This is a genomic window from Siphonobacter sp., assembly GCF_048595215.1.
GTDB lineage: Bacteria > Bacteroidota > Bacteroidia > Cytophagales > Spirosomataceae > Siphonobacter.
This window is the reverse complement of the sequence record NZ_JBMDWJ010000030.1, coordinates 54,904-74,336: the sequence shown is the minus strand read 5'-3', so window position 1 is coordinate 74,336 and position 19,433 is coordinate 54,904. Positions and strand designations below refer to the sequence as shown.

Annotated in this window: 13 protein-coding genes, 1 tRNA gene and 1 pseudogene; 7 read left to right on the top strand and 8 right to left on the bottom strand. The window is 45.7% G+C overall.

Going from position 1 to position 19,433, the window contains the following annotated elements:
* Positions 1–704 precede the first annotated feature (704 nt).
* Positions 705–1,202: a hypothetical protein gene (locus tag ACOJTG_RS02005; protein WP_420152274.1), complete on the bottom strand. Its 498-nt coding sequence runs from the start codon at positions 1,200–1,202 to the stop codon at positions 705–707.
* A gap of 621 nt (positions 1,203–1,823) precedes the next feature.
* Between ACOJTG_RS02005 and ACOJTG_RS02000 the strand changes: the two genes are divergently transcribed.
* Positions 1,824–3,044 (top strand): alpha/beta hydrolase family protein, encoded by a 1,221-nt coding sequence (locus ACOJTG_RS02000; RefSeq protein ID WP_420152273.1) that lies wholly within the window; start codon positions 1,824–1,826, stop codon positions 3,042–3,044.
* Between the two features lie 71 nt (positions 3,045–3,115).
* Here the strand turns inward: ACOJTG_RS02000 and ACOJTG_RS01995 are convergent, their stop codons facing one another.
* Both ACOJTG_RS01995 and ACOJTG_RS01990 read right to left on the bottom strand, forming a co-directional pair.
* Positions 3,116–5,215, bottom strand: coding sequence for a hypothetical protein (locus ACOJTG_RS01995; RefSeq protein ID WP_420152272.1), 2,100 nt, complete (start codon positions 5,213–5,215; stop codon positions 3,116–3,118).
* Between the two features lie 113 nt (positions 5,216–5,328).
* Complete coding sequence (locus tag ACOJTG_RS01990) at positions 5,329–7,800, bottom strand: ribonucleoside-diphosphate reductase subunit alpha (protein ID WP_420152271.1); 2,472 nt, start codon at positions 7,798–7,800, stop codon at positions 5,329–5,331.
* A 420-nt stretch (positions 7,801–8,220) separates the two neighbouring features.
* Between ACOJTG_RS01990 and ACOJTG_RS01985 the strand changes: the two genes are divergently transcribed.
* A complete protein-coding gene (locus tag ACOJTG_RS01985; RefSeq protein WP_094814378.1) occupies positions 8,221–8,466 on the top strand; it encodes a type B 50S ribosomal protein L31 in 246 nt (81 codons plus the stop codon).
* Between the two features lie 79 nt (positions 8,467–8,545).
* Here the strand turns inward: ACOJTG_RS01985 and ACOJTG_RS01980 are convergent, their stop codons facing one another.
* Positions 8,546–9,448, bottom strand: a complete 903-nt coding sequence (locus ACOJTG_RS01980) for an SdiA-regulated domain-containing protein (protein WP_420152270.1) — start codon at positions 9,446–9,448, stop codon at positions 8,546–8,548.
* Positions 9,449–9,496: 48 nt separating this feature from the next.
* On the bottom strand, positions 9,497–9,781 hold the full coding sequence (locus ACOJTG_RS01975) for a SelT/SelW/SelH family protein (protein ID WP_420152269.1): 285 nt from the start codon (positions 9,779–9,781) through the stop codon (positions 9,497–9,499).
* Positions 9,782–9,885: 104 nt separating this feature from the next.
* Here ACOJTG_RS01975 and ACOJTG_RS01970 point away from each other — a divergent pair, with 104 nt between their 5' ends.
* On the top strand, positions 9,886–10,236 hold the full coding sequence (locus ACOJTG_RS01970) for a YraN family protein (protein ID WP_420152268.1): 351 nt from the start codon (positions 9,886–9,888) through the stop codon (positions 10,234–10,236).
* Between the two features lie 65 nt (positions 10,237–10,301).
* Positions 10,302–11,693, top strand: coding sequence for an alpha-L-fucosidase (locus ACOJTG_RS01965; protein WP_420152267.1), 1,392 nt, complete (start codon positions 10,302–10,304; stop codon positions 11,691–11,693).
* A 65-nt stretch (positions 11,694–11,758) separates the two neighbouring features.
* On the opposite strand, the gene ACOJTG_RS01960 is transcribed toward ACOJTG_RS01965, so the two are convergent.
* The gene (locus ACOJTG_RS01960; RefSeq protein WP_420152266.1) at positions 11,759–12,427 is read right to left on the bottom strand and encodes a phosphatase PAP2 family protein; all 669 of its coding nucleotides are present in this window, start codon (positions 12,425–12,427) and stop codon (positions 11,759–11,761) included.
* Positions 12,428–12,582: 155 nt separating this feature from the next.
* Positions 12,583–13,410 carry an N-acetylmuramoyl-L-alanine amidase family protein gene (locus ACOJTG_RS01955; protein ID WP_420152265.1) on the bottom strand — a complete coding sequence of 276 codons (828 nt, stop codon included), beginning with the start codon at positions 13,408–13,410 and terminating at the stop codon, positions 12,583–12,585.
* A gap of 308 nt (positions 13,411–13,718) precedes the next feature.
* On the opposite strand from ACOJTG_RS01955, the gene ACOJTG_RS01950 reads away from it, so the two are divergent.
* Entirely contained in the window at positions 13,719–16,466 is a 2,748-nt protein-coding gene (locus tag ACOJTG_RS01950; protein WP_420152264.1) for a putative LPS assembly protein LptD, read from the top strand.
* 13 nt (positions 16,467–16,479) lie between these two features.
* Positions 16,480–16,552: transfer RNA gene (locus tag ACOJTG_RS01945), tRNA-Lys, on the top strand.
* A gap of 927 nt (positions 16,553–17,479) precedes the next feature.
* Here ACOJTG_RS01945 and ACOJTG_RS01940 read toward each other — a convergent pair.
* Positions 17,480–17,659 (bottom strand): annotated as a pseudogene (locus ACOJTG_RS01940) (HAD hydrolase-like protein); the annotation flags it as partial.
* 744 nt (positions 17,660–18,403) lie between these two features.
* On the opposite strand from ACOJTG_RS01940, the gene ACOJTG_RS01935 reads away from it, so the two are divergent.
* The gene (locus ACOJTG_RS01935; protein ID WP_420152263.1) at positions 18,404–19,366 is read left to right on the top strand and encodes a hypothetical protein; all 963 of its coding nucleotides are present in this window, start codon (positions 18,404–18,406) and stop codon (positions 19,364–19,366) included.
* Positions 19,367–19,433: the final 67 nt, after the last annotated feature.

Below are 19,433 nucleotides of genomic sequence, written 5' to 3'. Positions count from 1 at the left end.
CAATCGCCGAGTTCGACGCGGATGCGTTCGGCCAGGCGGGTGTTTTCGGTTTTTAGGTCATTGACCTGGGCTTGCAAGGCGGATGCTTTTTTCTTGCTCACGCAGGACTGACTCACAACTGCCACCGACAGGGCCATCATTACCAATACTTTTCTCTTGGTTCTAAAACTAATAATTTAAAGTGGATGTGTTAAAAGCATTTCATTTTATCTTGCAAATATATCAGACTGATTTTTAGTATGCTATTACCAGATATACGGGATTTTGCACGAAGATGGTTCTTTCTAGCCTGGAAAAGTACATTTTCTCTAGCAGGTACGCTCGCCTCGACCGTGGAGCGTTACCCTCCCAGCACGCTCCACCCCCTAGTACCAAGTCAGCATACGAGCATGTCTCTTAAGTACAGAAACGAGTAATTATCGAGCGGTATTGAAACTACGTTTGACTTTTTTATAAAAAGTTCAAGAGCTATTTTATAGCCACCTACATCTCTAAAAGATAAACTTTCTTCTCAGAAAGCTAACGGAAGGTTGACCCGTTGAATACGTATTTGTTTCCGAACTAGTAAAGTCAGTTGATTAGCGTTTAGTAACAAATCGAACCATCCGTTTCCCTTGAGAAGTTAGCTGTCAAATATCGTTTGATCTAAAATTAAAAAGCACGGCTGAATACTCAGCCGTGCTTTTTAATTGATGCGTATATGGTTACTCTTCTTCACCAGAAGTAGCTGCCGTACGCGGAGCTTTATCTTTCAATGAAAGCTCATAGCCGCTAATACCTTCTTCTTCATACGAGAATGGTTTGATTTCAAACGTATAATCATACGCTGAGTAATCAAGACCCACTTTGTCAAAAATAGCTCCTAAAGCGATGCCATGACCACGGCCACTTTTAGCAACGGCAAAAGCATCCGTATCGGCATCATCAGCCTTTACCAGGAAGAAAGAGCCAACGCCTCTTTTCCGTTCCTCCGTACCTACTTTGAATTTCGCAGAGCTAGGATCAGCTTCCAATAATTCAAGTACGGCTGGGGATAAAAGTAATTTCCCCTTTTTAGAAATTGAGGTAGTAACTGCTTCTTTTGATTTGGATGATTTCTTCTTTTCTTCTACATTATCAGTGGGAGAAAAGAAAAGAATTGATTTTTTTTTCATGAAGGATAAAATAATTAATTGTGCTGCTTGTGTATTGTAACGAAACAAATATCAGTTTTATGATTAAAAAATCAAATTCCTACCTGTAGATAAATTAAATTATTTCGGCAAAGGCATTTTAGATGTTGCTCGGAAAAGCAATAATCGGCTAGGATTGATTTTGTATCTAAAGAATAGAGAACTCAATACAAGGGTTATTTGTTTTTTAATGACACTTTACTTTTCGAGTACCCAAGTTACGAAAATCAAATTTTGAGTAAATAGACGCAAAAAATACGGATTCGTTTAATCATTTATCGGGCTTTAATTGAATTTTATAAAGGCAACCCTGTAGCGTAATTTTTTTTATTTTTTTTCATCCTGCTCGAATAGGGATCTTTTTGCATAAGCCAGTTTTCCATTTACTCTGTGCTGAAAAGAAGCGTTTGCGTTTTGAAAGAGCCGTGGATACAAGATGATTTTTATTCCTATCAGCGGGCTGAATGCGTTCGTAAAGCTTAGAAATCGGCGAAGGAATGTGATCTAGATCAAGGAAGTTCGCTTAAAATGCCACAACTTGCTGACGCTGCGGATTCCCCAAGGTACGCGTGATACGCACTGGCGAAGTCTTTTTAATAAATACTGTATATCCTAAAATTGAGCTTGCCCTCTTTTATTTTTATATCTACCATGAACAAACAACGTTTATTTTTCCGTACCTGGCTTCCCATGCTGGTGATGACGTGTTACCTGATGGCTTGCGGGGATGGGAATGATCCTAAACCAACGGAGCCTAATCAGTATCTGGTACAGGCAGAGACCATAAAAACCTTAAGCAAAGAGGAAGTTGCCAAAGCGGTAGGGTCTAATCCCTTATATCAGGCCCTGGTGCGTTATGGCGTGACTACCTATCGAATTACGTACAAAACGAAAGATACGGATGGGAAAGAAGTTCAGGCTTCGGGGGCTCTGGTCATTCCAACCTTAGCACAGGGAGCCAGTGGCGTACCGATGATTAGTTACCAGCATGGTACCTTATCGAGCGAATCGCAGGCTCCTTCTAATTTTGGTTCGGGGACAGATTCGCAACTAACGACCTTAATGGCTTCACTGGGCTATGTTGCTGTCGCACCGGATTATATCGGTTACGGCGTTTCAAAAGATCTGGCTCATACGTACGAACATCGGCAGGGTCTTTCCCAGGCTAGTCTCGATTTTCTGCGGGCAGCCAAGGAATATTTTGCTAAGAACAATACGACTGCTTGGGACAAACGTCTGTACTTAACCGGCTATTCCGAAGGAGGCTATGCGACGATGTCTTTGTTGAAAAAAATTGAGGAAGAAGCGAGTGGTGAGTTCACTCTACGGGCAGTTTCGGTAGGTTCAGGAGCGTATAATAAGACGGCTTTTATGAAGTCGATCATTAACGAAACCACGACTACTAAAACGGCTGGGTACAACCGTTTGTATGCCTGGGTTTTATTGACTTATAATCGTATTTATGGCCTCAACCGTCCGGCTAGTTACTATTTTAAAGAGCCGTATGCTTCGCAAATTCCGGCGACTGTTAAGCACGTAAGTGATTTGGGTCAGTTGACAATTAATACCAATATTACGAATACGTTTACGGATGCCTTTAAGAAGGCGGTGAATGACGGTACAGAAACCGGTTTCCTAAATGCGGTAAAAGATAACGACGTTTACGATTGGAAGCCTAAAACACCGCTCTGGCTATATCACGGAACGGCGGATGATCTCGTCCCTTTCTTTAACTCCCAGAGTGCGGCTGAAGCCATGGCAGCTCGTGGGGCAACGACTGTTCGATTGTTTCCCATTCCCAATGCCAATCACGAGGGAGGCGTTGTTGGATACGCTTCGGGAACGATCAGCTTGCTTAGCACTTTTCCCTAAGTACTGACCGATTCCCTACTGAAAAGGCCGCTTTCATACTCAAATGAAAGCGGCCTTTTTTATGAGTAAGGTTAAGGCATCTTTTGCAAGCCTTCCCAGCGAACCTTCCAATGTTTGGGTAAGCCAGGATTGGTTTGTGTATTCCCATCGAAACCAGCACAGAGTACGGCAGCGGCGGTGAGTAACCCGCCATTTCCGGGTAGGTAGATCCGTAAGCGGCCGTCCTGAAAATTATGACCGTTGGGTAAATAGGTATTCTTCTGAACCGGCATTAGCAAGGCTTCAATGGCTCGTTCGGGCTGGTACAGGCGAATGGCCGTCAGGGCCGTTAGGGGAAAATCCCAGCCCCAGGTATGATCCCAGTTCCATTGTTTCCAGATGACGTTGAGTGTACGGTGCATGGTTGACGAATCCGTACCCGCCTGTAAAGGCATCATGCCTAAGGTCCCCAGTACCGCCGGGTGATCGATCATGCGTTCGGGATTGGTGTACGAATCGGGAGCACTTTCCGTCGCCAGATACACACCGTCTTTCTGAGGTAAAGGCGAAAGTTTTTGCAGAACCTCATCCCATTCTTTTTTACGGGAAAGCTTTTGTCGCTCACGCCACTGTTGGGCGGTTTCCAGAGCCCAACGCCAGTACGCCAGCTCGAAGGTGGGATTGTAGGTTTCTTCGGGTTTAAAACATTCCTGAGCCGGAATCAGCCCCTTGCCGAGTACGTAGCGATCGCCTTCTTTCGTGGCATACGAGGCCATGAACGTTGCCGTTTGATCGACCAGTTCCGCGTACTTTTTCAATACCGCCGGATTCTCCTGGTTTCGGTAACATAATTCAGCCAGATAAATGAAATGCGGCTGTTGCCAGATCAGAAAGGCTCCTACCGACGAAGGCGTTTCATTGCCTTCCGGATCGGTCATTTTTTGCCAGCGTACGCCCTGGTACCCCTGCCGCTGGGCAATTGCCCGGGCTTTTTCGACCGTTTTCTGGTACCAGTCCAGGCTTTTCTCCATAAGATCAGTTCGACCCCATAACGCAAAATGAACGCCGTGCCACCAGTGCATTTCCAGGTGCGGCTTTCCGTACCAGCTATTGTACATAAGGCCCGTTTCCTGCGGCGGCATGGCCTGGGTACAATTGATTTTGGTTAGATACTGGGAAAGAATAATGCGTCGTTCGAGTTCTTTGGCACGGGGGTCGGCAGTGCCCGAAAAATCGATCGCCGCTCCGGAAGTCCAGAACTTTTTCCAGTCGTTGCTACTGCTGGTTTGCGTTTGAGCAAAACTCGGAGCCGCACCCGCCTGAGGCGTAAAAAGACAGCTAAGGCTAAGACTCGGTTCCGTGCTACTCAAGAGAAATTCGTGGGATTGAGCAGCCTGTAGGGTAGCTTTTCCTGCCCAATTTAAAACTACTGAATAACGATCCTGATCTAGCTGATGATCAACCTGAGCCGTAGTAGCGGCTTGTTTAACGATACGCGAGGTATGCTGATTTGACTGCGTATAATTCGCTCCTGCATCCACAAATTGATTGGTTGGGTACGGAAACCGCAGACGAACTTTCAATCGATTTTGAGCCAGTAAAGGCGACTGAATCTGAGTAGCAACGGCATCCTGCGTCTGGTGGCCGTAGGTCAGTACGTCCACGGGTATTCCTTCCAGTTCAAAATGACTTTTTACGGCCCCGGTCCACATATTCAGCTCTTGACGAATATTTTTTAGATCACCGGCTTGGGCTTCTGAACCGTCCTTTTTCAGTAGTACCAGTCCCAGATTACCCAACTGCAGCCGATGCGGATTTTGTCGGACGAAATCTACGGCCTGTTTCTCACGGGTGCTTGTACCCCTTTGAACGGCATACGTTACCTGACGACCCTGATGCGGATACGGTTTCAACGATTCTTGAAGGGTATAGTTTTCAGGATTGGGAAAGCTGTGCCAACCCCACTCCGATTGCGTACCCAGTGGTACGCCCTGAGCGTAATACGAAGGAAACGTTTGCAACCCCGTAGCATCGACAGTAAAGGCGAAACTGCCATTTCCCACCGAAACGGAAGCCAGCGTATCCATCTTCCTAATAATGACCGAGTGCCGCTCCACAAGGGCTTTACGATCAATGCGTTGGGCGAATAAAGAACAGGGTAAGAGTACGAAAGTCCAGAGGTATTTTTTCATCAGTCCAGCGAAGTAGGTTACCGGAGAGACGATGAAGGGGCGGGCTTGCCCTGTAGGAAATGAAAAAAGGCAGACACTAGCGTCTGCCTTTTCTATAGCTTAATTATAATCAATTACGATCCACACATCTCACATCCGTCCGGATCATCCAACGAGCAGGCAATGGCTGCCTTCGCGTCTTCTTCGGACCATTTCACGGGCTCCACTTCTTTCGTAGCTAGAGCGGCCTGAGCTTCTGGCGTGGCCAGGTAGTTCATGGCTTTTTCGTGGACGGTTGCCGTGCTGGGCTGAATCGCGACCTGAGCCTGCGTTTCCACCGTAAACTTGATGGCGTCGGCAGCGGCTTTGGTACGCAGGTAGTACATACCTGTTTTCAGTCCCCGCTCCCAGGCGTGGAAGTGCATGGACGTGATTTTACCGAAGTTGGCATCCGTCATGTGGATGTTCAGCGACTGGCTCTGGCAGATGAATGCTCCCCGGTCGGCTGACATATCAATGATGGTTTTCTGCTTGATTTCCCAGACCGTCTTGTAGAGTTCTTTCAGGTTCGCCGGGATTTCAGGGATATTTTGCACGGAACCGTTGGCCGCGATAAGTTTGTTTTTCATCGTTTCGTTCCACAAGCCCATTTTTACGAGGTCACGCAAGAGGTACTTGTTTACGACTACGAATTCACCGGAAAGTACCCGACGTACGTAGATGTTCGACGTAAACGGTTCGAAACATTCGTTATTACCCAGAATCTGGCTTGTCGAAGCCGTAGGCATCGGAGCAACCAGCAGGGAGTTACGAACCCCATGGGTTTTTACTTTTTCACGCAGCGATTCCCAGTCCCAGCGATTGGATGAAGGCTTCACGCCCCACATATCGAACTGGAATATACCTTGTGAAATGGGGCTCCCCGCCCAGGTTTCGTACGCACCGTATTTCTGAGCCTCTTCCATCGAAGCCTCCATGGCTCCAAAGTAGATGGTCTCAAAAATGTCTTTATTAAGCTGACGGGCTTCTTCGCTTTCAAACGGCATACGCAGTTGTACGAAGGTATCCGCCAGACCCTGTACGCCTAAACCAATCGGACGATGACGTTTGTTCGAACGCTCGGCTTCGGGTACGGGATAATAGTTGATGTCGATGATTTTGTTGAGGTTACGCGTAGCAACTTTTGTAATCTCATACAGTTTTTCGTGGTTGAAACGCAGGAATCCATCCTCGCCTTTTTCCACAAATTTGGGCAGGGCCAGTGAAGCCAGGTTACATACCGCTACTTCATCCGCTGCCGTATACTCGATGATTTCCGTACAGAGGTTCGAAGATTTGATCGTACCCAGGTTTTTCTGGTTCGATTTGCGGTTGGCGTGATCTTTGAAGAGCATGTAGGGCGTACCCGTCTCAATCTGAGATTCCATGATCTCAAACCAAAGATCCTGAGCTTTTACCGTGCGGCGGGCTTTGCCTTCGCGTTCGTATTTTTCGTAAAGAGCTTCAAATTCGTCACCGTATACATCCGATAAACCAGGGCATTCGTGGGGGCACATCAATGACCAAACGTCATTGTCTTTCACCCGCTTCATGAATAAATCGGGTACCCAGAGAGCGAAGAATAAATCGCGGGCCCGGAGTTCTTCTTTACCGTGGTTTTTCTTCAGTTGCAGGAAGTCAAAAACATCGGCGTGCCAAGGTTCAATGTACATGGCGAAAGAACCCTTCCGTTTTCCACCTCCCTGATCGACGTAACGAGCCGTATCATTGAATACCCGAAGCATCGGCACGATACCGTTCGAAGTACCGTTCGTACCCTTGATGTAGCTACCCGTCGCCCGAATGTTATGAATACTCAAACCAATACCACCGGCTGACTGCGAAATCAGAGCACACTGTTTGAGCGTATCGTAGATTCCGTTGATACTGTCGTCCTGCATGGTGAGCAGGAAGCAGGAAGATAACTGAGGTTTCGGTGTACCGGCGTTGAAAAGCGTTGGCGTAGCGTGCGTAAACCAGCGTTCAGAGAGCAGGTTATACGTTTCGATTGCCGAGTCAATGTCATTTCCGTGAATACCGATGGCCACCCGCATCAGCATGTGCTGCGGACGCTCGGCAATTTTACCGTTGACTTTCAGTAAGTACGACTTTTCAAGCGTCTTGAAACCGAAGTAATCATAACCGAAATCACGATCGTAAATGATGGTAGAATCAAGCAAGGCCGCGTGCTTCTTCACTACATCGTACGTTTCCTTAGAAATCAACGCAGCATTTTCGCTCGTTTTAGGATCGATGTAATGATACAGCTGCTTCATCGTCGCCGAAAACGACTTCTGCGTGTTCTTATGCAGGTTAGAAATAGCGATGCGAGCCGCCAGCGTCGCGTAGTCGGGGTGACGCGTAGTGAGGGAGGCGGCTGTCTCAGCGGCCAGGTTGTCAAGCTCTACCGTATTTACGCCGTCGTAAATACCGGATACGACCTTCATGGCTACCTCGATGGGTTGGACAAAGGCGGGATCTAAGCCGTAACACAGGCGTTCGATCCGGGCAGTAATTTTGTCAAACTTCACCGATTCGCGTCGGCCATCTCTTTTGATAACGTGCATATTTTCAGCAAATTAGAAGATAGATGAAAATTACTCTATTTCTTAATTGGATAGATATATTAAGCTGAAGCATTACCCACAGAGGGGTATATCCTAAAAACTTGGACCAATAGCTTCAGTGGAGGATACCAGTAGTTGGCGAAGCATGCTTTCTGAATGTGAAATTAATGTTAAGTCGCCAATAACTTCTACTCGGAAAGGGTAAAAAAAAATATAAAAAATAAAGTTCATTCAGAGCCAAAAAGTTACCCTTTCGAATGATCGTTCGTATTTGGATTTCCGTATGAGAATGTGTATACGAAGAATATTTTTTATAGAATAAAAAAGAAAACATCGGGACAACCTTTGTTACATTCCCAAAAGATGATTATTTTTGCGGCCTATTTGTGCAAAGATCGTAACTGACTAACAATCAATATAATGGCTAAAGCAGATATTCATCCTGAGTACCGCGAGGTGGTATTTTGGGACCTTTCCAGCGATTACAAATTCCTGACCCGCTCTACGTCTACGACGAAAGACACGGTTGAATTTGAAGGCAAAACGTATCCCGTAGTGAAAGTCGAGGTTTCTTCACAATCTCACCCTTTCTACACTGGCAAAAACGTACTGCTCGATACGGCTGGTCGCGTTGATAAATTCAACAAACGTTACGGCAAGAAATAGTCTTCGTTCCGTAACGACCGTTCAAAAAGGGAATCCTGTAATCTACAGGATTCCCTTTTTACATGATATGCCTTATGTTTTATTTCGTTCTGGGCTTGAACTGCCAGATTTTCCCGGGTCCTTTTTTACCCTCACTCGAAAGGAAGAGGGTACCATCCGGGGCAAAACAAAGACCCTCGGGCTGTTCGAATACCTTCGGGTCCAGTTTTTCGATGGCTACAAAATTGCCGCCTTTCCGGTCGAGTACCAGTAATTTATGGCCGACCGAAGCGAGAATGTACACTTCCTTGGTTTGAGGGTGCGTCGCAATGGCCGAAGGTTTGAACTCCGTATCTTTTCCCGTCAGACCGACTTCTTCAAAACTTTTCTTCCGTAAGACAATTCCTTTCCAGGAAGCATTTTTCTGCGGATCGTAGAAATACACGTACCGTTCGTCTTTGGCTTTTTTGGTTTCCTTGGCTGCTACAAAAAACCAGCCGGTTTTACTATCAAATGTCAGCCCTTCCACTTCGTTCTGACCGGGCAACTGAAGATTAAAGGTTTTAATGCTCTTGGATTCACCGCTAATGACGCCGCCGGGTAAGTACGTTTGATCGAGCGTGAAAATGAAAAGCTGTCCGTCGCTTCGTAAGACGTAGAATTTGCCTTCGTGGTAAACGATATCCTCGTAGTCGCCAGCATTGCCCCAAATCCGCTGTTCGGTCATTTTCCCAGTTTGGTAATTAATCAAAAAGAGATCGCCCTGTTCGTCATTAATGGCTGCCAGCTGACCCGGTTTTACATACGTAATACCCGAAATCTCCTTTAAAACCGGGGGAAGACTCGAAACTTTTACCGGATGTTGCAAGTCGTAGTCCAGCGGTTTGAGCGTATGGGCCTGTACGGCGACCGTTTCCTTCGTCTTCTTTTCTTTTTTGGGTGACTGGCAGGCGGAGAGGAAGCTAAAAGCCAGTAGGCAGCCCAGCAGAGGTGCCGTTTTCATAAGGGTTGAATGCATCAGAGGTAAACTAGTTTGGGTTAAGCAAAGCTACTATTCCATTTTGCGGTCGGAATGGCCGAGGGATTTTTCCGGAGCAATTAAATCCCGTACCTGTTGTTTCAAGGTTTTGATTTCAGGAAAACCACCGGCTTGCTTCCGGTCAAAAATTTCCTGCCCGTTCAGATAAATTTTGAAAGTACCGGAAATTTCAGCCGGACGCAGGCCGACCTCTCCCAGCTCTTCCCAAAACGTCGTCAATAATTCCTGAGCTAGCCAGGCCGACCGCAGCAACCAGCCACAGCGAGGGCAGTATTCAATCGTAAGAATGGGTTTCATGGATTCAAGCTTCATCAGTATATATAACGAACTACAGAACGGCATCCGTACTTTGGCAAATCTTAGCATCTTTCCCGTACATTCCATCAATCTACAGCATTTTTGTGCCAACGCATGTACAGACCGGACAACGAGGGGAAGTTCTGGCCGCTCGCTTCCTAGAACAAAAAGGGTACGAGATCATCGCCCGTAATTATCGGGCCGGACGGGCAGAGGTTGACCTCATTGTACGTCGGGAACAGTGGCTGGTCTTTGTGGAGGTGAAGACTCGTACCAATCTGAAGTTTGGTTTTCCGGAAGCCTTTGTGTCGGCTCAAAAAGAAACGTTGCTACGACAGGCCGCCGATCAGTATATCTATGAAACCAACTGGCGGGGACACCTCCGCTTTGATGTAATCGCCGTAGTCGTGACGCGGAAATCAGAAGAGCTGGTACATTTTGAAGACGTCTGGTAATCATCTAGAAAAAGGGTAGCAAAGGTTTCTTTTCTTCTTTTGTAAAAAACCTCTGTTCTTACTCTATGAAAAAAGTACTGCTTTCCGCTTTGCTGAGCGTTTGTTCCTGTCTGGCTATGGCTCAGAAAACCTACGAAGCCAACTGGGCCTCCATCGATTCACGGCCCGTTCCGAATTGGTTTGAAGACGCCAAGTTTGGCATTTTTATTCACTGGGGACTATTTTCCGTACCCTCTTATGCTCCTACCGCCCGCGATGGCATGGGCGTCTACGATCAGTATTCGGAATGGTATTGGCAGAAGTGGCAGGACGCTAAAAGCAAGACCTCACCGCTGTTTCAGAAATTTCATAACCGCGTGTATGGAGCAGACACGAAGTACCAGGACTTTGTCAAAGATTTTAAAGCCGAATTTTTCAAGCCGGACGAATGGGCAAAGGTTTTTGAACAGGCCGGAGCGAAATATGTCGTATTGACGTCGAAACACCACGAAGGCTTTACCCTCTGGCCCAGTGCTCAGGCTTGGAATTGGAACGCCGTAGACGTAGGTCCGCACCGCGATTTGCTGGGTGATCTGACGTCCGCCGTCAAGGATAAAGGCTTGCACATGGGCTATTATTACTCTCTATACGAGTGGTACAATCCGCTGTACAAACAAAGCGTGAACCGTTACGTAGACGAGCACATGATACCCCAGCTGAAAGATCTGGTAACCCGGTACAAACCCGACGTCGTATGGACGGATGGCGAATGGGACCATTCGTCGGAAGTGTGGAAAAGTACAGAATTTCTGGCTTGGCTGTATAACGAGTCACCGGTGAAAGAAACTGTGGTGGTCAATGATCGTTGGGGTAAGGAAACTCGTTCGAAGCACGGCGGCATTTACACAACCGAATACGATTTAGTACACTCGGGGAATGCCGATAATACGAAATTTACGCATCCCTGGGAAGAATGCCGGGGAATCGGCGGTTCGTTTGGCTATAATCGGGCCGAGATTCTGGAGGATTATGCTACGTCGGCGGCATTGGTACACATTCTGATTGAGAAAGTGGCTCGCGGCGGCAATCTGTTACTGAATGTCGGACCCACCGCGGATGGCCGTATTCCCGTCATTATGCAGCAACGGCTGAAAGACATGGGCGATTGGCTTAATGTAAATAAAGATGCCATCTACGGTACGCGGGCCTGGGACAAGGCTCCGACTTTCAAGAAAGGTACTAAACTGTTTTTCACGCAGAAAGGAAAAGATCTGTACGTATTGACGACGGAATGGATGGATAACCTTTCAGTCGATGGTATTACTAAACCACAAAGTGTCTCTCTGCTGGGCTTTAAAGGAGCGGTGAAAACGAGTATGAAGGGGAATCAACTGACAATTGCGGCCCCGAGCGTCACGCCTGCTACGATACCCTGCCAGCACGCCTGGGTATATAAGCTGGAAGGAGCGGCCCGCTAACTTGCGGGTTTCAGAAAAAAAGGCTGGACGGAGATTTTCCCGTCCAGCCTTTTTTTTCTGAATAGTTAGGCGACCCTTCGTCTTAATTCCAGACGTTTATCCAGCCACTTTTGGGGATGTTGCTGCCAGTAGGATTCTAGTCCTGTAAACACCAGCAGTGTAGATACCGTACCAATAATCGAACCTACGTAGATATCCGCGACGAAATGCTGGAATAGGTACACGCGGGAATAAGCCCCCAGAACGGCCAGAAATAGAAATAGCCAGCCCCAGTGTTTGTTGCTTACCAGTAACGTAAGCAAACAAAACAAGGCAAAAACGGACGTTGAATGCCCCGATGGAAAGCTATTAACGCTGTGTAAGTTAAGTCCATCGACGGTATGAAAAACCCAGCCTGAGTTTTTGTAAAAGGCACTGGGCCGTAATTCTCCCGCGAAAAAACTGTGTTTCAACAGCTGCGTAAACAGGCCAGCAATGAGTAAGGATAGTATACCAGCCAGAGCCCAGCGGTACCGAACAAATACTAGTCCAATGACAATGCCAAAACCCACGGCTCCATCGGCTAAATCCGTCAGGTAATAGAAAAACTGATCCCAGAAGGGATGATTGACGCCATTAATCCACCGCATCAGTACCGTCCGATCCAGCTGGGAAAGCATACTGCCGACGACAATAAGCAATAAAATATACGGTAGGAAGAACGAATAATTCTGTCGGATCAATCGAAAAAGCATGCGAAGGAGTAGTGTTGTCGAGAATTGTTAGTGAGTAGTTGATCGTTGTTGGTTAGTAGTGCCTTGGAAAGGTTGGCATACCTGATGGATGATACATGCTAACGTAACCGAACCTCTCAACCAATAACCCTCAACCACTAACGAACCACTTAAACCTAATTATCCATTTCATTTTTATACTGCTCGAAGGCCCGGAAAATGGCTTCGGCGAGTTTATCCTGTCCGGCGTCACTGGCCAGGAAAGCCTCTTCGGTTGGATTGGACAGGTAACCCGTTTCAATCAGTACAGAAGGCGTAGCAGTAGTCCAGAGCACTAGCAGTCCGGCTTGTTTTACGCCACGACTGATGCGGTCCGCTCGCTTAAAGGCTCGTTCTACTTTCGAAGCAAAATTCACGCTGTTCGCCAGATACGCATTCTGGTAATTTTCCAGCATGATTTGCCCTAGGGGTGAATTGGGATCGAATCCTTCGTACTTCTTCTCGTAGTTCTTTTCCTGGAAAATTACGGCGTTTTCGCGTTTTGCTACGGCCAGGTTTGCCTCCGATTTGTGTAACCCCATCACGTACGTTTCCGTACCGTAGAAATCCCGGCGGGTAGCGGGCAGAGCGTTAGCGTGGATTGACATGAACAGGTCCGCTTTATTCCGGTTGGAAACGGCTCCACGTTCGTGCAATTCGACAAATACGTCCGTTTTACGGGTAAAAACGACCTTGACGTTGGGATAATGTTCTTTGATTTTTTCTCCAACGGCTAAGGCAATCGGTAGTACTACGTTTTTTTCCCGCGTACCATTTTTACCAATCGCTCCGGGGTCTTTTCCACCGTGACCAGCGTCAATAACAACGGTACGAATCGCCTCTACTTTGGGGTTCGTAACGGGAGGCCTTTCGGACACCGTATTCTCCTGGAAACTGAATAAAATCAAAACCAGCCCTAGTACGGGCCATACATTAACACACTTTAACGGGCTTTTTTCACGCATGCTTCTGAAGGTTGGTACAGTTACTATGTATTTTTGCCCGACAAATTTAAAGGAAAATGCGAGTCACTTACCGATGAAGCATGATTCAGTCGCCGTATCTTCGCTTCTTAAATTCGGAACCGGGAATTTTTAGTTTGTTCGTTAGCAATCAACTCATACCAACGCCAAAAGTTTCCCCGATAGTCTACTGAAAGGCCAGAAACATTGAACATTAAATTCCAGGACCGTTGAAGAACTGTTTTCTTTTGATCTTTTTTGTGATGCTTGGTGTTGTGCAGGCCTGGGGACAGCGTCCGGGATCAAAACGCATGGCTCTTCCCTTTGGCCGGGTCCAACGCCCCGTACAACCCGATTCATTAAAGCCGCTCGCTCCGGCTGATTCCATCCGTCTTTCCAAAGCCGATTCCCTACAAGATGAGAGTGATCTGAAATCTCAGGTGGAGTATTTCGCCCGGGATTCAACGATTATGACTACCGACGAGAAAGTGGTAGAGCTATACGGAGATGCCAAGGTCGATTACGAGGACATTCACCTGAAAGCCGATTACATCAAGCTGAATTGGGAAACCAACGAGGTGTACGCCATTGGCCGGAAAGATTCGACGGGCAAAGTCATCGGGGAGCCCGTTTTCGAGCAGGGGGCCGATGTGTACAATACCAGCGAAATTCGCTATAATTTCAAGACACGGCGGGCCGCCATCAAAACTATCGTAACCAAGCAGGGCGAGGGTAACGTACGGGGAAAAATCGTGAAGAAAGACAGTTCGAATAACTTCTTTTTACGCGGAGCTTTCTATACGACCTGCGACTTACTACACCCACACTACGGCATTCAGGCTCCGAAAATCAAACTCGTACAGGGCAAAGGTGATAATAGGCAGGTGATTGCCGGACCTTTTAATCTGGTCATTGCCGGTATCCAATTACCGCTGGGACTTCCCTTTGGCTTCTTTCCTTTTTCGGAGAAGCGAAAATCCGGGTTTATTCTGGGTAACTACGGTGAAGAACCGCAAAACCGGGGTTTTTACCTACGAGATTTCGGCTATTACTGGGCTGTAAATGATTACCTAGGCCTACGATTTACGGGACAGCTTTACTCCAGAGGTGGTTGGGGAGCTGGCTCGCAGGGGAATTACATCAAGAAATACCGGTACAGTGGCAGTTTTAGTCTGATCTATAACCACAATAGATCCGGGGATGAAATTGGGCCGAACCGTACCATTTCGAATGACTTCAGTGTGCAGTGGTCGCATACGCCTCAGACGCTGGGTCGTCCGTATAGTTTCTCGGCTTCGGTAAACGTTGCCAGTAGTAACTACCTCAACAACAACGAGCAAAACCTGACGAGTCCGACGGGTGGTCTGGGCCGGTACCAACAGAACGTGTTTGGTTCGTCGGTACAGTATTCGCATAACTTCGGTCAATACATCCAAACCAGTGCCAACGTACGTATTAACCAGAACGTGACGACCAAGGCCTTGACCATTGGAGGGGGCGTAACGGCAGCCGTCACGCAATTTCAGCCGTTGCGTCGGAAGAAGGCCGTAACGCCCGCCTGGTACGAGTCTTTCCGTTTGGGAGCTAACCTGTCGAGTACGGTAGATATTAGCAACAACATTCAGCCTCAGGTAGTTAGTAACAGTGGTTTTGCCGGTGAATTTCGGATTGCCAACTACATCCCTGACACGTTGAATATCCGTACCACTTCAACGCCTGAGAACGCTCAGACGCGGGTACTCTCCGGAAATATTCCGTTTAATCTCGAGAACCTACCGACCATTTTAAAGAATAGTCAGGTTACTACTACCTTTTCGATTCCCATTTCCTTACCTAACTTTAAAATTGCCCGTAACATCAACGTTACGCCGGGCGTGAGTTTACAGGGAAACCTCTACACAAAACAGTATTCCTATCGTTACGTAAAGCCTGGATCACTGCTAGAGTCCGTACGTCCCGGTTTTGTATCGGATAGCGGTGGCGTTGTGGTTGATACCATCAGCCGTCTGTCTCCGGCTTACGCCTACTCTACTTCCTTGGGCATCAATACGCGGGTATACGGAACGTATTACTTTAAAAAACTGGGTCGTCTGGAAGCGATTCGGCATACGTTTGCTCCCTCGATCAGTTTGAGCTATACGCCCGATTTATCGAATAAATTTTACCAGCGAGTACAGATCAACGAACGGGGAGATCAACGTCTACTTTCTAAATTTTCGGGTTACAGTGGAAGCATTGGGGCAGCGGCGGCAGCCAGTTTCAGTTTAACCAACCAGCTGGAAATGAAAGTCAGGGCCAAGTCCGATACGGCCAAGGAGGCCTTTCAGAAGATTAATATCTTCGATAACTTCGGACTTTCGGGCAGTTACAACTTCCTCGCCGACTCCTTCAATCTATCGAACTTGTCGCTGGTTGCCAATACGGTCATTTTGAAGAAGTATAACATCAACTTTGCCTCCACGTTTGATCCTTATGATGTCGTTCAGGATGATTATTTGCTCAGTGGCCGAAGGGTGAACCGACTGAAAGTAGCTTCCGGTAAAGGCTTGGCCACTTTGCAAAGCATGACGATTGGGTTTAGTACGGGCTTTAAAGGCGGTCAGAATAAGAAGAAAGGGCAGGAGCAACAGCCTAAAGAAAAACCCGAAGGCGTAAGTGATGCCGAAATGCGGTTTATTCAATCGAATCCGCAGCTGTACATCGACTGGGATGTCCCCTGGAATGTGAACCTGAGCTATAACTTCAGCTATACGAAGTACGGCCTTGGCCGGGCTCAAACGTTTCAAACACTGAGTATGAACGGTGATATCAAACTAACCGAGAAATGGGCCATGACCTTTACTACGGGCTGGGACTTTGTACTGAATGCTCCATCGCTGACGAACATTGGTCTGACGCGTAACCTTCACTGCTGGGAGGCCTCGTTTAACTGGACGCCGATTGCTCAAAATCTCCGGGGTGGGAACTACAATTTTGAATTACGCGTTCGTTCTGCTATGTTGAAGGATCTCAAGCTGTCCCGCCGTCGTAGCTTCTACGATCAGGGAGGTGGTTTCTAAGTAAATAGGAACAGTCTCCGTAGCTCAGTTGGTAGAGCAATTGACTCTTAATCAATGGGTCGCAGGTTCGAACCCTGCCGGGGACACTTCCGAAAAAAGCCGATTTTACGTAAGTAAAATCGGCTTTTTTGCTTTCCTTAAGGTGGTTTTGGAACTTCCTCTCTATCGGTTTTGAAATCCCTCAAAGCTGTGTGTCTTGCATAGTTTTTGTGGAGCTTCACGTAAAACCGTCACAAAGGTTTTCGTTGTAATGGAAAGATTAGGGCAACCGTAAGCCCAAAGGTTTATGAACGCCACAAAAAGCCGATGGAATCTACAATGTAAAAATTAGGGTCCATGACAAAGGAGAGAAAAATTCATTGATACGCCTCATTTTCTTTCTTTAAAACAACTCACCAAAGTGAAAGGAAAAAGAATTTAGTATTAAAGATCCCTTTGTCCTGGACATAGTTGGCAAGAAGCTAAAGGACTACCGTAAAACGATCAGTGAGCTTGAAGATAAGCTGGTTTTTTTATAGCCGAATTGTTAAGAGAGTATCTAAAAAACAAGTATGAAAAAGATTGTTTCATCAAATTCTGTGGTAACTATATTCAACAGGAAAAAGATAATGGACGAGATGGTTCCGCTGCCAATCATTGAGCGGTTAGGAATCATTTAATTGATTTTTCAAACGGAGTAGTGTTTCAGCTAATAAAATTCATTACAATAGGTACTAGTACAAATAGTTAGACAGTTATATGTATCCGTTCCTGCTTCGAATTATCCTCAATTTTTACAGAGAGCAGTTACATTTCTATCTTGACTCTCATTATGCTAAGGGAAAATAGGGTCAATTCTACCTGTGTACTCGAAAAATTTCAATGACGATATCAGCAAAAGGCATTGCTTGGTTTTTACCTTTATTTGTGAATGCTGCGACTTTCATTTCCGCATCCCTGGCCGCAATCATTTCGCAATTTGAGTCCTTAATAGCGATGTATTTATGAGGAAGGATATTAAGCTGCTTGGCTGTTTATAGATATATCTCAGGATGAGGCTTACCGTGTGTAACGAAATCAGCTGAAGTAATTACTTGGAAGTACTTGTGTAGTCCGATATTTTGAAGAACATCCGGAATTAAGCTATATAGCGAATTAGTTGCTAATTCTAGCAAAAGATTTTCTGATTTCAGATAATGTAGAAATTCAACTACGTCAGGTAGAGCACAGTCCTATTCTTAAATTAGCTCCTTCACTCGTTCTATCACCGTATTACTGAAATAATTCCCCACGGATGCAATTTGTGTCAGAACTCCGTAACTTCTGGAGTAGCCATTGAGCTCGTTAACAATGCGTTATCTTTCATTACTATTACTCACAGAGAACTAAATATTTCATACTATGCCTATTTTCAGCGGCCTCATGAATCCATAATTACACCATCGATATCAAAAATTACAGATTCAACACTTCTCCTATTTTTGGTACACGATTTTTTAAGTAATCCGAGCATCAATGCTAGTAAACCTATTAATATTAAATATCATTCAAAAAGTCAAAAGAGTACCAATTGAACATGCTGCATTTTAACACCATATGAAAATAAATCATAGCTTCTTCAACTTTATTTCCGGGTAAGATCAGGTGGTTTTCATTAGTAAAATTTCTTGTAATTTATTCTCCTCTATTACTATAATAATATATTTTGATCCCCCCCCAAAATATTTTTTTCATACGCTTACGTTACGAATTAGTTATGCGTCCACTTAATGAAATGGGAAATGGCTCCAGCAGTCTTCGTGCATCTTCCGGATCTTGTCAATAAAGTATGGGTGACTATAATTACTGCAATCTTATCGAATATCTTACTACTTATTATAATAAAACCCTAGTTTTCGTGGATTGATTTGCAGGATCTAGGCTAGTAAATTTGAATTCGATATATAAAGAATAATGCCATGAAAAAGTTGTTTAGCATTGTCGTGCAGATTTTTACATTCTTAGTATTCGCCTCTTGTTCAAAAGATAACGCCGGAGGATCCAGTCCTTATCCTTCTTTATTGAAAGGTACCATTTATTATGACTGGGCTACTGAAGGTATTCTTAAGATGAGCCTACCAGGTGGTACGGGTGGATCTTTTATCCCCGACGATTCCAAGCTTAATAATTTTGATATTTCTCGCGATGGAAAATGGAAGCTAACAGCCGTGAATGCAAGTACATTTGGACAATATGAGGTCAGGTTCACGATCAGCGATATGAACAGCGGAAAAATAGTAGAGGAATTTATATACAATAGCCCCGCAGGCAATAGCTATTGTAAAGGGTATCTATCGCCTGACAATAGTTTGATCCTGGTCACATCAAACGACTTTCAAGACGGTATCACGATCTTAAAACGAAACGGTGAATTTGTAGCACGTATCGTGGACATCAATGGTGAAAGGCTTGGTATGAATGAATCTCGCTTATGGCTACCGGGAAATAACGTCATCTTTACACATGGTAAATATATTATTAAGATGGCCCCTCCCTTTAATTCGGGAACATTAGTTAAAGAAATGAGCTATCAGGATTGGGGCAAGCTAACAGTTAACCAGGCTGGTACCCAGTTTGCCCTAAATATTGGTAATCATATTTACACGATGGATATAAATGGGAATGACCTTAAGCAGGTGACTGTAAGCAATTTTAAAGAATCTGTACCGGAGTTTTCTCCAGATGGAAAACATTTATTGATTGGTACCAATTATCGATCTACCGGAACGCTCGGATATTTATGGGATTTGAAAATCATTCCCAATGATGGAAAGCAATATAACGTTGATGCAGATGCAAATAATTCTCGGGGAGTTATTCCTGTAATCTGGAGAGGAAAAGACAAAATTGAAAGTGCTGGTGGACAAATGATCTGGAGGTGATATGATGTGCTGTTAGATACGATAGGTTTGGTATTTTATGCCGTAACTCTCAATGGTTAGTTAAAAA